At 68.0% G+C, this 13,209-nt stretch carries 10 protein-coding genes; 5 read left to right on the plus strand and 5 right to left on the minus strand.

The genetic code is table 11. The features are described from left to right. Positions 1–26: 26 nt before the first annotated feature. On the minus strand, positions 27–1,415 hold the full coding sequence (locus ACZ5IK_RS02880; protein ID WP_410600321.1) for an NAD(P)/FAD-dependent oxidoreductase: 1,389 nt from the start codon (positions 1,413–1,415) through the stop codon (positions 27–29). A gap of 250 nt (positions 1,416–1,665) precedes the next feature. Here ACZ5IK_RS02880 and ACZ5IK_RS02885 point away from each other — a divergent pair, with 250 nt between their 5' ends. The 4 genes from ACZ5IK_RS02885 (at position 1,666) to ACZ5IK_RS02900 (ending at position 6,719) form a co-directional block, all read left to right on the plus strand. After that, on the plus strand, positions 1,666–3,069 hold the full coding sequence (locus ACZ5IK_RS02885; protein WP_465486285.1) for an FAD-dependent monooxygenase: 1,404 nt from the start codon (positions 1,666–1,668) through the stop codon (positions 3,067–3,069). A 19-nt stretch (positions 3,070–3,088) separates the two neighbouring features. Beyond that, entirely contained in the window at positions 3,089–4,477 is a 1,389-nt protein-coding gene (locus ACZ5IK_RS02890; RefSeq protein WP_465486286.1) for an FAD-dependent oxidoreductase, read from the plus strand. Between the two features lie 195 nt (positions 4,478–4,672). Then, entirely contained in the window at positions 4,673–5,647 is a 975-nt protein-coding gene (locus ACZ5IK_RS02895) for an alpha/beta fold hydrolase (protein WP_465486287.1), read from the plus strand. Positions 5,648–5,768: 121 nt separating this feature from the next. Next, entirely contained in the window at positions 5,769–6,719 is a 951-nt protein-coding gene (locus ACZ5IK_RS02900) for an NAD-dependent epimerase/dehydratase family protein (protein ID WP_465486288.1), read from the plus strand. 306 nt (positions 6,720–7,025) lie between these two features. Here ACZ5IK_RS02900 and ACZ5IK_RS02905 read toward each other — a convergent pair whose 3' ends face one another. From ACZ5IK_RS02905 to ACZ5IK_RS02920, 4 genes are all read right to left on the minus strand, one after another. After that, positions 7,026–7,724: a class I SAM-dependent methyltransferase gene (locus ACZ5IK_RS02905; protein ID WP_410664709.1), complete on the minus strand. Its 699-nt coding sequence runs from the start codon at positions 7,722–7,724 to the stop codon at positions 7,026–7,028. Next, positions 7,721–8,959 (minus strand): glycosyltransferase, encoded by a 1,239-nt coding sequence (locus ACZ5IK_RS02910; RefSeq protein ID WP_465486289.1) that lies wholly within the window; start codon positions 8,957–8,959, stop codon positions 7,721–7,723. Before ACZ5IK_RS02910 ends, ACZ5IK_RS02905 begins: the two co-directional genes overlap by 4 nt. Before the next feature lie 7 nt (positions 8,960–8,966). Further along, positions 8,967–10,967 carry an ArnT family glycosyltransferase gene (locus tag ACZ5IK_RS02915; RefSeq protein WP_465486290.1) on the minus strand — a complete coding sequence of 667 codons (2,001 nt, stop codon included), beginning with the start codon at positions 10,965–10,967 and terminating at the stop codon, positions 8,967–8,969. 169 nt (positions 10,968–11,136) lie between these two features. After that, positions 11,137–12,321, minus strand: coding sequence for a cytochrome P450 family protein (locus ACZ5IK_RS02920; protein WP_465486291.1), 1,185 nt, complete (start codon positions 12,319–12,321; stop codon positions 11,137–11,139). A 243-nt stretch (positions 12,322–12,564) separates the two neighbouring features. Between ACZ5IK_RS02920 and ACZ5IK_RS02925 the strand changes: the two genes are divergently transcribed. Beyond that, positions 12,565–12,984: an enediyne antibiotic chromoprotein gene (locus tag ACZ5IK_RS02925; protein ID WP_184895922.1), complete on the plus strand. Its 420-nt coding sequence runs from the start codon at positions 12,565–12,567 to the stop codon at positions 12,982–12,984. Positions 12,985–13,209: the final 225 nt, after the last annotated feature.

The raw sequence follows: 13,209 nt of genomic DNA on the forward strand, positions 1-13,209 counted from the left end.
CTAGGCCGGTGGAGGTGCGGAGGCGCTCACGCGCGCCGGATGCCGATCTGCGGCTCGTAGCTCAGGTACAACCCGTTGATCGCCTTTTCAGGCTTCTCCGGTGCCTGCTTGTGCTCGTGGACGCGGTTGAGGTTGTCGAGCGGGTTGTGCTTGCCGCTCTCGTCGCCGAGCAGGTGACCCTGGATCCGGCGGTAGACCTCTTCGGTGTCCTCGAGGTCGGCGATGCCGGTGACGAACCGGTCGAAGGCGGCCTGCACGTCCATCCCGCCCCAGTCCTTTTCGGACAGTTGCTGCGCGCGGAAGAAGTGGTGCTCCTTGCCGCGGTAGCTCTCGTAGAAGGTGGACACCAGCACCAGCAGCCGTTCGTAGGCGCGGCGGTAGACGACCTCGTAGAAGTCCCAGGCCTCGGTCTCGCTGATCTCTCCGCGGATGACGCTGCTGATCGCGGCGGTGCCGATCAGCGCGCTGTAGGTGCCCAGGTGCACACCGGTCGACAGCAGGGGATCGAGGAAGCAGGCGGCGTCACCGGCGAGTAGGTAACCGGGGCCCTGGAACTGCTCGGCCGCGTACGAATAGTCCTGTTCGACCTTGACCTCGGTGACCTGCTCGGCCTCGATCAGCAGCTGCTGGATCGCCGGGCAGTCGCCGATCGCCTTGTGGTACACCGGATCCACTCCGCCGAGTTCGTTGCGCGCGGCGTTGAAGGAGTCCTTCCCGGTGACCAGGCCGACGCTCATCGTGCCGTCGGGAAGCGGGATGCCCCAGAACCAGCCGTCACCGACGGAGGCGACGGTGATCGCGCCACGCGGCCCGCGGTCCAGCTCCTTCGCGTCCTTCCAGTACGACCAGGCCGCGACGTTACGGAAGACGTTGTGGAACTTGCGGTTCTTCAGGTACTTGGTGGCCATCACGCCGCCGCGGCCGGAGGCGTCGACGAGGTAGTCGAACTCGATCCGGCCGGAGTTGGCCGGGTTCTTCGCCTCGGCCCAGTGCGCCGCGACCGGACGGTCGCCGTCGAAGTCGAGCTTCTTCACCGCGATGCCCTCGGTGACGTCGACGCCGACCTCGCGCGCGTGGTCGAGCAGGATCTTGTCGAAATCGGCGCGGATGACCTGCCACGCGCTGGTGCTGCCGTCACGGCCGTGCTGCCGGAAGCGCACCTCCCACTCCTCGGGTCCCCAGAAGTAGTAGGCGCCGCCCTTGGGCTGGAAGCCGGCCGACGCGATCTTGTCCCAGACGCCGAGGCGCTCGAGAATCGGGCGGCACGAGGGCAGCAGCGATTCACCGATGTGGTAGCGCGGGAAGTGTTCCCGCTCGAGAAGAGTGACTTCGAAGCCCTCTTTGGCCAGAAGCCCGGCAGCGGTGGAACCCGCCGGGCCACCGCCGATCACGAGGATCTGGGTCGTTGTGCGCATGACACCTCTCCAACTACGCCGACGGCCGGAATTACTTGAGCGACGCTAACAACCGGGAATTGAGATCCACTCGAGAAACGGCGGTCCTGTTCGGCTGAACCCGTTGCCTCACAACGCATTCCCGAGGTGGTGGGGTGGAGCGGACGGGAAACCGCAGTCGAAGAGACGCTCCAGGGAACCGGGCGGACGACGATTCTTCACGTGTCGGACTCCGACGGCCCGGCCGACTACCTATTGGAGGCATCCCGCGATGGGCGAATACCTTGGCGAACGCGCCGTCGTGCTCGGCGGCGGCATGGCCGGCCTGCTGACCGCTCGCGTACTTTCGGAGCGCTACCGCGCCGTCGTGATCGTCGAGCGTGACACGATCGTCGACGTCACCGGTACCCGGCGCGGCGTACCGCAGGCGCACCACGCGCACGCGCTGCTCGCACGCGGCCAGCAGATCCTCGAAGACCTTTTTCCCGGCCTGCAGGCGGAACTGACCGCGGACGGTATCCCCAGCGGCGACCTCTCGGGCAGCCTGCGCTGGTACTTCAACGGGAAACGCCTGCAGCAGAAGAACTCCGGCCTGCTCAGCGTGTCCGCGACCCGCCCGGAGCTCGAAGAGCACGTCCGGGCGAGGGTTCTCGCGCTGTCGAACGTCGAGGTCCGCGAGCGTACGGTGATCCAGTCGCTGGTCGCGACCGCGGACCACGCCCGGATCACCGGCGTCCGGGTGACCGGCGACGACGCCGAACCCGAAACGATCGACGCCGACCTGATCGTCGACGCCACCGGCCGCGGCAGCCGTTCGTCGGTGTGGCTGGAAGAACTCGGTTACGAGCGCCCGGCCGAGGAGAAGATCAAGATCGACCTCGCCTACACCTCGAGGCTCTTCGAGCTGGACACCGACCCGTTCGGCGACGATCTGGCGATCAACCCGGTCGCCTCGCCCGCCAACCCGCGTGGCGCGTTCTTCGTGAACCTGCCGGGGAACGTGGCCCTGTTGTCGCAGACCGGCCTGCTCGGCGACCACCCGCCGCGTGACGCCGAGGGTTTCCTCGGGTTCGCCAAGACGCTGGAAGCACCGGAGATCTACCAGGCCGTTCGCACCGCGAAGCCGATCAGCGAGATCACCAGCTTCAAGGTGCCCGCCAGTGTCCGCCGCCGGTTCGACAAGCTGCGCCGATTCCCCGAAGGCATGCTGGTGATCGGGGACGGCGTCTGCGCGTTCAACCCGGTGTACGGCCAGGGCATGACGGTCGCGGCGATGGAGGCCGACCAGCTCGGCAAGCACCTCGACGAGGGTGGGGTGCGCCCGCTGCGGTTCTTCAAGGAGATCAGCCCGATCATCGACGTGCCGTGGGACATTTCGGCGGGCGGTGACCTCGCCTTCCCCGGCGTCGAGGGCCCGCGTCCGTTGAAGGTCAAGATGGGCAACGCCTACATGGCGAAGCTGCATTCCGCGGCGACCGTCGACGGCCGGTTCACCGAGGCGTTCTTCCGGGCCGCGGGCCTGGTCGACCCGCCGACCGCGTTGATGCGGCCCAGCCTGGTGGTCGGCGTGCTGCGCACCGCGCGGCGCGTCAAGACGGCCGCCCCCGCCGTTCCCGCAGTCCCCACCGCCACGATCGGTCAGGCACCGCCCGCCTCCGACGACCTCGCGGCCTGAGCGTCAAGGAGCCATGGTCATGAACGAACCCGTCGGCAAACGCGCGGTGGTGATCGGCGGTAGTGTCGCCGGCACCCTGGCGGCGAGAGTGCTTTCCGAGTTCTACCGTGAGGTCGTGGTCGTCGATCGCGACGAGGTGCTCGGCGTGGACAAGCCGCGGCGCGGCACTCCGCACACCTGGCACGCGCACGGACTGCACGCGCGCGGCTATTTCATCCTCGAAGAGCTTTTCCCCGGCCTGCTGGACGACTTGCGGGACTCCGGCATCCCGGTCGGCGACCTCGCACGGATGAAGTGGTTCTTCAACGGGACGCAGGTCATGCCCGCCGACAGCGGGCTGCCGTCGATCACGGCGTTGCGCCCGGTACTGGAGCACCACCTGCGGCTGCGCACCGCGGCGTTGTCGAACGTCACCTACCGCGAACGCACCGACGTCCACGGCCTGCTCGCCACGCGTGAGGGCAAGCGGATCATCGGGGTCCGCGTGCAGGCACGGGACGGCTCGTCGGAGGAGGAGCGCCTCGGCGCGGACCTGGTCGTCGACGCCTCCGGACGCGGTTCGCGGACGCCGGCCTGGCTGGAGGAACTGGGTTTCGAACGGCCCGCCGAAGAGCGAGTGAAGATCGGGCTGGCCTACACCACCCGGATGTTCCGTAAGCGGCCGGAGATGTTCGACGGCTGGCAGTCGATCAACCCGGTCGCCTCGCCCGCGCATCCGCGGGGCGCGTTCTTCGGGCAGGTCAACGAAAACGAGTGCATCCTTTCGCTGACCGGGATCCTCGGCGACCATCCGCCGACCGACGCGCGCGGCTATCTCGACTACGTGAAGTCCTTGCCCGCCCCGGAGATCTACGAAGCGGTGAAGGACGCCCAGCCGCTGATCGAGCCGGTGACGTTCAAGTTCCCGGCGAGCCTGCGACGGCGGTACGAACGGCTCAAGCGGTTCCCGGAGCGGCTGTTCGTGCTCGGCGACGCGTTCTGCAGCTTCAACCCGGTGTACGGCCAGGGCATGACGGTCGCGTCGATGGAGGCGATCGCGCTGCGCGAGCACCTCGCCCGGCGATCCGAGCCGGATTCGCGGAAGTTCCTGCGCGAGATCGGCAAGGTCATCAACGACCCGTGGGCGATCTCGACCAGCGGTGACCTCGACTTCCCGGGTGCGGAAGGAAAACGGACGCTCCAGGTCAAGATGGGCAACGCGTACATGGCGAAGGTCCAGTACGCGGCGACGGTCGATCCCGAGATCACGGCGGCGTTCATGCGGGTGGCCGGGCTGATCGATCCGCCGACCGCGCTGATGAAGCCGGGCATCATGCTCAAGGTGCTGCGGGCCAACCGGAGGCGTCCCGCCACCGGGGCGACCGTGACGGAGCTTCCCCGCCCGGGCAGCGAGTCGCGCGCGGCGTGACCGGTCTCGTGGATGGTTGTGAGTGGCGATTCGGACCGAAATCCGCATCGCCACTCACGACTTCGGCCGTGAAGACATTCGGTCGCCACGAAATCCTTTTTTACTCCTCCGCAACAAGCGAGATGCGTTTTTCGGTCCACTCGGCTGATTATTGAGGTGTCGAGTAACCATTCCCTCGCGGTGGGAGCGAATTTCATGCGTAAGTTCAAAAAAGTGATGACGGCACTGGCCGCGGCCGCGGCGGTGGTATTGGTGGGGGGCGCGGGGGCGGGGGCCTCCGCGAACACGGGGTGGAGACAATCCGACGCGGCGCTCGCGCGCTCGCTGCCGGGTAAGTTCGAGAGCTCCCACGCCGACGTCAACGGCGTCCGGCTGCATTACGTCGCCGGTGGTTCCGGCAGCCCGGTGGTGCTGCTGCCCGGCTGGCCGCAGACGTGGTGGGCGTTCCACAAGGTGATGCCGGCGCTGGCCGCGAACCATCGCGTGATCGCCGTCGACCTGCGGGGGATGGGCGGGTCGTCGAAGCCGGCGTCGGGCTACGACAAGGAGACGCTGGCGGCCGACGTCCACGCGCTGGTCGCGAAACTCGGGTACGCCAAGGCGGACGTGGTCGGCCACGACATCGGCGCGATGGTCGCGCACAGCTACGGGATCAAGTACCCGCAGTCGGTCGGGAAGCTGGCGCTGATGGACGTGGTCGCGCCCGACAAGAGTCTCTACCAGCTGCCGCTGCTGCCTTCGGGCCCCGGCCAGTTCTCGCCGTGGTGGTGGACGTTCAACCAGCTCCAGGGCCTGCCCGAGCAGCTCGTCTCCGGCCGCTCGCGGTACCTCGTGGACGCGATGATCAACCAGCTCTCGGTGGTACCGGCGGCGGTGAGCGACTTCGACCGGAGTGTCTACGCGCGCGCCTACGAGTCGCGTGAGGCCGTCCGTGCCGGGAACGGCTGGTACCGGACGCTCAACCAGGACATCGCGGCCGGGTCGGCGTACGGGAAGCTGACCATGCCGGTGCTGGGCCTCGCCGGCGAGTTCAACCACCAGTACTTCCTCCAGGTGATGCCGTCGAAGGCGGCCGATCCTCAGGTCGTCAAGATCGCCGGGGCCGGGCACTACCTTTCCGAGGAACAGCCGGCCCAGGTCATCGACGCGCTCAAGAAGTTCCTGGGCTGAATTCACCCGCCTTTACCGCCTTTCGCGGCAGTATTGGAGGCGTCCGGGCCGAGCCGCCGATGGGATTCTGCGAAAAGGAAAAGTCCTGAAATTCCCAGCCTATCGGGAAAAGGTGGCAAAAATGAAGGTTGGTGTTACCGGTGGCACCGGGTTCATCGGGCAGTACGTCTGCGAGGAGCTCGCCGCGCGAGGGCATACGCCGGTCGTTTTCGACCATCGTGGCGAGGGGGACGGCGGGCCGTGGGAGGTCATGCTGGGCGACATCCGTGACGCGACGGCGCTGACCGAGCTCGCGGCGCATTGCGACGGGATCATCCATCTGGCGGCCGTACTGGGCACCCAGGAGACGATCACCAATCCGCGGCCCGCGGTGGAGACCAACGTCATGGGCGGCCTGAACTTCCTCGAGGCCGTCGCCCAGTACGACCTGCCCGGCGTCTACATCTGCGTCGGCAACCACTGGATGAACAACAGTTACTCGATCTCGAAGACCACGGTCGAACGGTTCGTCCGCATGTTCAACGCGGACCGCGGGACGCGGGTGAACTGCGTCCGCGCGGTGAACGCCTACGGCCCGCGCCAGAAGGCCGCGCCGCCGTTCGCCGCGGGCAAGGTCCGCAAGATCACCCCGGCGCTGGTCTGCCGGGCGCTGTCCGGCATCCCCGTGGAGCTCTACGGCGGTGGACGGCAGGTCTCGGACATGGTGTGGGTCGGCGACGTGGCCCGCACACTGGTGTCCTCTTTGGAGGCCGCCGCCGAGGGACGGGTACTGGAGCACACGGTGGAGATCGGGCCCGCCGAATCGGTGACCATCCGCGAGGTGGCGGATCTGGTGATCGACATCTGCGAGCAGCGCGGCTACCCGCGGGTGGGCATCACCGACCTGCCGATGCGGCCGGGCGAGACGCCGAACACCCCGGTCACGGCCGACGTTTCGACGCTGCTGTCGGTCGGTATCGAGCCGGAGTCGCTCGTCACACTGGAGGAGGGGATGACGAAGACGGTGGACTGGTACCTCGAGCACCGCGGCACCGCCTGGGACGTCCCTCCGGCCGGGCTTCGCGCGGCTTAGGTCCGCTGGAGGAAGGGCCGTTCACGACAGGTTTCTGTTGTGAACGGCCCTTTCTTGCGTTCGGGGTCATGAGGGGCCCGGTGACGTCGGACTGTGTGGATTTCGGTGCGTTGGATGACCAGAAATCCACACAGTGCCGCGTGACCGGTCTGGTCGTGACGAGGGTGTGTGGAAATAGGGACACTCAACGTCTCTATTTCCACACACCCCCTCACCGGCCGCCTGGGCCACTGGCGGTCGGTAAGTACGTGAAGCCCCTTCCTTGCGCCAGGCGCAAGGAAGGGGGCCTTCATGTACTTCCAGCAGCTAAGGCTTGTGCGCCTTCAGGATCAGCGAGACGCCGCGCCGCGAACGGGTCGGGAGGTAGCGCTCGGCCGTGACGATCGCGGTCAGGGCGTGGTTGACCAGCCAGGGCGTGTGCTCGTTGAGTTCGTTGCCGCGAGCCGAACGCCGCCGCAGCGCCACGACCGGCCGGAGCAGGACGTTCCAGCTCCACAGTTCGTCGACGACGAAGCCGGCGTCTTCGATGACCTTCCGCAGCGAGGCCCGGTCGTAGCGGCGCACGTGGCTGACCGCGACGTCGTGCGCCGACCACAGGTCCATTCCGGACGGGACGCTGATCAGCGCGGAGCCGCCGGGCCGCAGCACCCGGAACAGTTCCGCGGCGGCCTGGTCGTCTTCCTGGATGTGCTCGAGGATCTCGAAAGCCACCACCAGATCGAACGACGAAGACGGCAGCGGGAGGTCACGGGCGTCGGCGTGGATCGCGTCGAGACCGCGCGAGCGCGCGATCTCGACGGCGTTCTCGTCGTAGTCCGTGGCGACGACGTCCCAGCCGCGCTCGCGCAGCACCCGCGTGTTGCCACCGCCCGCCGCGCCGATGTCGAGCGCGCGGCCGGGCGGGCCGAGTCGCTTCAGCTCGTCGGCGAGCAGGTGCCGCTTCTCCCGGAACCACCAGTGGCGGTCCTCCATCTCGGTGATCCGGGTGATGTCCGCCGTCTTCACTGGAGCTCCTTCCGGTGCTGGGCGAAGACCCAGCGGTCGAGGGCCACGAACCGCAGCAGCGTCATCAGCCCGTAGGCGACGATGAGCACGAGCAGTTCGACGACCGGCCCGGAGCCCGGGGCGATCAGGTGGAGCCCGGTCACGGCCAGCGTGGTCAGCAGGTACGTGGTGGCGAACAGGATCGCGGCGCGGGTGTGCAAGCCGAGCCGGTGCCCGCCGCCGCGGTTGAACGTCCAGCGCCGGTTCGCCTCGGTGTTGGCCACCCCGACGAGCACCAGCGCGACCAGGTTCGCCCCCGCCGGGGTCAGCGGGACCCGCAAGGGGAGGTACAGGAGCGTGTAGAGCACTGTCGAGATGGCGCCGATCACCGCGAACCCGAGGAACTTCGCCAGCGTCGCGGCCCGGGGCTGGGCCAGCACGGCGTCCGGATGGGTGGCGCGCAACTGCGGGATCTCCGGCACGTTCACACGCCCTTTCCCGGCGGCGATCGCCCGGCCCACGCGGACCAGGCCCTTGAGGTTCCCCATCGCGGTCTGGGTGACCTTGACCCGCGAATCGACGTCCTCGACCCAGTCCAGCGGCACCTCGTGCACCCGCAGGCCGTTGTGCTCGGCCAGCATCAGCATCTCGGTGTCGAAGAACCAGTGGTCGTCCTCGACCGCGTCCAGCAGCCCGGCCACGGCTTCGCGCCGGGCCGCCTTGAACCCGGCGGACGTGTCGGTGCTGCGCAGTCCGAACACATGCCGGGTGATCGCGTTGTAGCTTCGGGAGACGATCTCGCGTTTGAGGCTGCGGCGGATCCGCGAGCCGTTTCCGAGCCGGGTCCCGATGGTGATCTCGCAGTGCCCGCTGACCAGCGGCGCGATCAGGGGGAGCAGACCCTCCAGACCGGTCGAGAGGTCGACGTCCATGTAGGCGACGATGTCGGCGGTGCTGGACCCCCACGTCGCCTTGATCGCCGCGCCCCGGCCGCGGACCGGCACCCGCCGCGCGGAGATGCGCGGGTTCCGCTCGGCCAGCTCGGTGGCGATCTCCCAGGTCCGGTCGGTGCTGCCGTTGTCGGCGATGGTGATCGACCAGGGGAACGGGAAGTCGTCGCCGAGGTAGGCGCTCAGCGTGGTGATGCAGCCGAGCAGGGCGCGTTCCTCGTTGAGCACCGGGATGACGATCTCGACGCTCGCCGTCGTGCGGCTTCCCGGCGCGAGGCGGGGTGCCGCGGTGAGTTCAGCCGTCATGGGGCCATCACGCTCCCGGCTTGCAGTCGAACAGGGCGGAGGTGAAGCCCATCCACGGGTTGGCGGTGTAGGCGGGCGGCGGGACCCGGGTGCAGTTGCGCACCACCCAGTCCTTGCGGGCCAGCGCGGTCGGGCTGTCGTAGGCGAATCCGCCGAACAGGACGTACCTCAACTGTCCACTTCGGACATTGTCGGCGAGACCGTCCGCGGTCGGCATCGGCATGGTGCCGACGAAACCACCCATCGGCATCACGGACAGACCGGCCCGGATGTAGGGCGAGGCACCGGTACCGCCGAAGGTCGCCAGATCGAAGCGCTCACCGCGCTTGTTGGCCTTGAGGAAGCCGAGGAGTTTCTGGTCGGCGTCGGACGGCATCATCTGGAACATGATCGGCGGCGGCAACGGCATCCCCTGCGCGCCGCCAGCGCCGGGCTTCGGGCCGCCTGCCATGAGCTTGGTCAGGTCGATGCCGGTGGAGAGCGCGTTCGGGTTCGGCCCCGCGAGCGGGTTGAAGTTCTGGAACATCGCCGTCCGCGGATCCGTCGGCGGGTGGAAGGCGGGCGCCGCCCAGGCGACCGGCCCGGCCAGCAGCGCGACCCCGGCGACGGCGCCGGTCACCACGGCGAACTTCCCGGTGCGGCGCACGAGGAACAGCACCACGGCGAGGACGGCGGCGATGGCGACCACCGGCCGCAGCCAAGGCACGTAGTCACTAGAACGGCTCAGCAGCACGAAAGCCCAGGCGCCGGTGACGAGCAGGCCGGCCGGCACCACCCACACATGACGACGGGACGTCCAGGCGAGATGCAGGCCCACACCGCCGATCGCGGCGATGGCCGGTGCCAGGATGCTCGTGTAGTAAGGGTGGATGCTCTGCGAGAAGCTGAGCGCACCCGCGTAGAGGACGAGCCAGCCGCCCCACAGCAGCCAGCCCGCACGCGTCTTGTCGGTGCGCGGCGCGCGGCCCGCGGCGACCAGGCCGAAGACGAGCAGCAGCAGCGCCAGCGGCAGCAGCCACGAGATCTGGCCGCCGATCAGGTCGTTGAACAGACGGAACACACCGGTCTCGCCGCCCTGGTCGACCGGCGTGACCTTGCCGTCGGGCAGCACCGGCAGTTCGGCCGAGTTCCCGCTCTTCGGGGCGTCTGTGCGGTCGAAGAGGTTGTAGGACCAGACCATCTGCCACACCGAGTTCGAAGTGCTGCCGTCCATGTACGGACGGGAGCCCGCGGGGGTCAGCGCGACGATGAGCATCCAGACCGAGGACACCGCGGCGGTGACCGCGCCGGCGCCCAGCAGATGCAGCACCCGGCGTCCCGGCGAGGTCGGCGCGGCGACGAGGTAGACGATCCCGAGTACCGGCAGGACGGCCAGTGCCATGGCGAGCTTGATGTGGAAGCCGACGCCGACGAGCGCGGCGGTCAGCAGCAGCCAGCGCGGCGACGCGTTCTCCAGTGCCCGCCAGAAGGCGTAGGTCGCGACGAGCAGCGTCAGGATCAGCGTCGAGTCGGGCAGGTTGACCCGGGTGCCCGCGATCGTGATCGGTGTCGCGGCGAGCAGGACCGCGGCCAGTGCCGCGGGTGCGTGCCCGGCCCAGCGGCGTACCAGTACGAACAGGACGAACACCGAGAAGGCGCCCGCGATGACACCGGGCAACAACAGCGCCCAGGTCTCATAACCGAAGATGCGCACGGAAAGCGCTTGGAGCCAGAGCGACCCGGGTGCCTTGTCGACACTCATGAATCCGGCGGGATCGTAGGCGCCGTAAAGGAAGTTGTGCCAGTTCGCGGACATGCTGCGGACCGCGGCGGCGTAGGCGTAGTGTGCGGCGTTGCCGCCGATACCCCACCCGTAGGCGACGCCGGCGACGAGCGAGCTCAGGACGGCGATGCGCTTGGCGGCCAGTGCGGACAGCCCCGTTTTGGTCTTCTTCTTCGGCGTCCGCACGGGCGGGGCAGAGCCTCGCGGCGCAGTGCTCGTGACCGGGGTGCCTAGGTCTTGGGACACGTTCTACTCCCTTCCCAGGAATAGGAGGTGACGCGGCTCGCGGACGTGAGATACGCACCGCGAATTCGTGATCGTCTACGAAAAGTGTCGCACCGCGGTTTCGAGCGCGTCTTATCCCAGCCTGCTGGTTTGGTGGCAGCTGAGCTAAATCGTCCTTTAAGGACACTCGTCAGCGAAGCCGGACGGGAAGGGCTTCGAGGCCGTGCATCACCATGCTGACGCGCCAGCGGAGACTTTCCGCGGGGACGGCCTCGCGCAGTTCCGGGAACCGGGTGAGCAGGGCGGTGATCGCGATCCCGCCTTCGAGCCGGGCCATCGGCGCGCCGAGACAGTGGTGGATACCGTGCCCGAAGGCGAGCTGGGGGTTGTCCGCGCGGTCGAGTTCCAGCGCGTCCGCGCCGGGGAAGCGGGCGGGGTCGCGGTTGGCGGCCAGCAGCGACACGATCACCAGCGAGCCCGCCGGGATCGTCACGCCGCCGAGTTCCACGTCCTGGTTGGAGTAGCGCATCGCCGCGTGGACCGGACTCTCGTAGCGCAGGAATTCCTCCACCGCGGCGGGCATTCCCTCCGGGTTCGCGCGCAACGCGGCGAGCTGCGCGGGGTTCTCGAGCAGCGCGAGAGTGGCGTTGCCGATGAGGTGGACGGTGGTCTCGTGCCCGGCGATGAGCAGGAGGAAGACCATCGAGGTCAGCTCGTGCTCGGTCAGCCGGTCGTCGCCGTCGTGCACCGTGACGAGCGCGGAAAGCAGGTCCGTGCCGGGGTTCGCGCGTTTCTCCGCGAGGAGTTTCCTGACATAGCGCAACATTTCGGCGGCGGCCGCGTCGAGCTCGTCGACGGGGAGCGCGCTGGCGGTGAGGATCTCGGTCCAGCCGTGGAAGGCGCCCGCCTCGTCCTCGGGCACGCCCAGCATCTCGGTGAGGATGCGGATCGGCAGTGGCAGGGCCAGCGCCTTGATCAGGTCGACTTCGTCGAAGTCGGCCACGGCGTCGAGGAGTTCGGCCGTGATGGCCTCGATCCTGGGGCGCAGCTGGGCGATCCGGCGCACGGTGAAGGCGGCGGACACCAGCCTTCTGAGCCGGGTGTGGTCCGGCGGATCGAGGTTCAGCATGTGTGTGTTCATGCCGAGCCGGACGTCCTCGGACAGGCCGCGCCGGTCGCCGACGACACCGGTGCGCCCGCTCAGCCCCGGATGCGCGAGCGCCTGGCGGACCTCGGCGTAGCCGCTCACCAGCCATCCGCTGGTGCCCGAGGAGAGCGTGATCCTTCGGACAGGGCCGCTTTCGCGCAGCGCGGCGTAGGCGGCGTGCCTTTCTGGCGCGCCACCGAACAGGAATTCGGAGCTGGAAGAGGTCACTGAATCAGGTTCCCGCGTGCGCCCTCGGACCCTCTTCTCCTGACTGGCTTTCCACCCGTGAATTACGCATGAAGCGCGCGAGTTTATTGCACGTTTTTTCTTACGGCCTACTCGAAAACTGCTCGAAGAAAGAGTTGACGATCTAGGTCCGTGATCGTAACGTTGTCATCAGGACGCCGGGGGGCAACGGAACCCGCGCCTGGTAAGTCGGAAAATCCCCAGCAATGAATCGGAGTGATTACTGTGTCCGCAAAGCTTGTCGCCAAGTTCGCCGGTTCCGCCATCGCCGCTCTCGGCCTGCTGGCTGTCGTCGCACCGGGCGCTTCCGCCGCGGCGGCCGTCACGGTCACGCCGGCCTCGGGGCTCTCGGACGGTGCGGTGGTCCAGGTGACCGGAACCGGATTGACGCCGGGAGCCACTTATCGTGTGGGCGAGTGTGCCCAGGACGCGACGGGGCAATTCCCTTGCAGCCCTTCGCAGCTCTCGCTGGTCGCTGACGCGTCCGGGAAGATCTCGAGCCCGGTCACCGTGCAGAAGAACTTCACCGGTGTCCTGCCCGACGGCAGCAGCTACGGCGCGGTGGACTGCAAGGTCATCACCTGCGTCGTCGGCCTCGGTGACGCCGCCGGCAACGGCGGCGGCGTGATCATCAGCTTCAGCTGACGCTCACGGTCGGATCGAGCGGCGATGGAGGAATTGGGACGTCGCGTGTCCCAATTCCTCCACCGTCGAGTAAGAGGATAAGGGTACGAAGGCCTCAACGCACGTTGGTCGTGGGTGGGGGTTTTGGGTTCGACCCCAAACACCAACCCCCACCCCCCCCGCCAAGATCAAATCCAAAAACTTTCCCCAACCACCCCAATTTTCTCCGCAATTGGACTCCGCCCT

Source organism: Amycolatopsis sp. NPDC031561 (assembly GCF_055580625.1).

Excerpts from the sequence above, each read along its gene's own strand:
- ACZ5IK_RS02880 (WP_410600321.1), bottom strand. The coding sequence starts at position 1,415 with ATGCGCACAACGACCCAGATCCTCGTGATCGGCGGTGGCCCGGCGGGT.
- ACZ5IK_RS02885 (WP_465486285.1), top strand. The coding sequence starts at position 1,666 with ATGGGCGAATACCTTGGCGAACGCGCCGTCGTGCTCGGCGGCGGCATG.
- ACZ5IK_RS02890 (WP_465486286.1), top strand. The coding sequence starts at position 3,089 with ATGAACGAACCCGTCGGCAAACGCGCGGTGGTGATCGGCGGTAGTGTC.
- ACZ5IK_RS02895 (WP_465486287.1), top strand. The coding sequence starts at position 4,673 with ATGCGTAAGTTCAAAAAAGTGATGACGGCACTGGCCGCGGCCGCGGCG.
- ACZ5IK_RS02900 (WP_465486288.1), top strand. The coding sequence starts at position 5,769 with ATGAAGGTTGGTGTTACCGGTGGCACCGGGTTCATCGGGCAGTACGTC.
- ACZ5IK_RS02910 (WP_465486289.1), bottom strand. The coding sequence starts at position 8,959 with ATGACGGCTGAACTCACCGCGGCACCCCGCCTCGCGCCGGGAAGCCGC.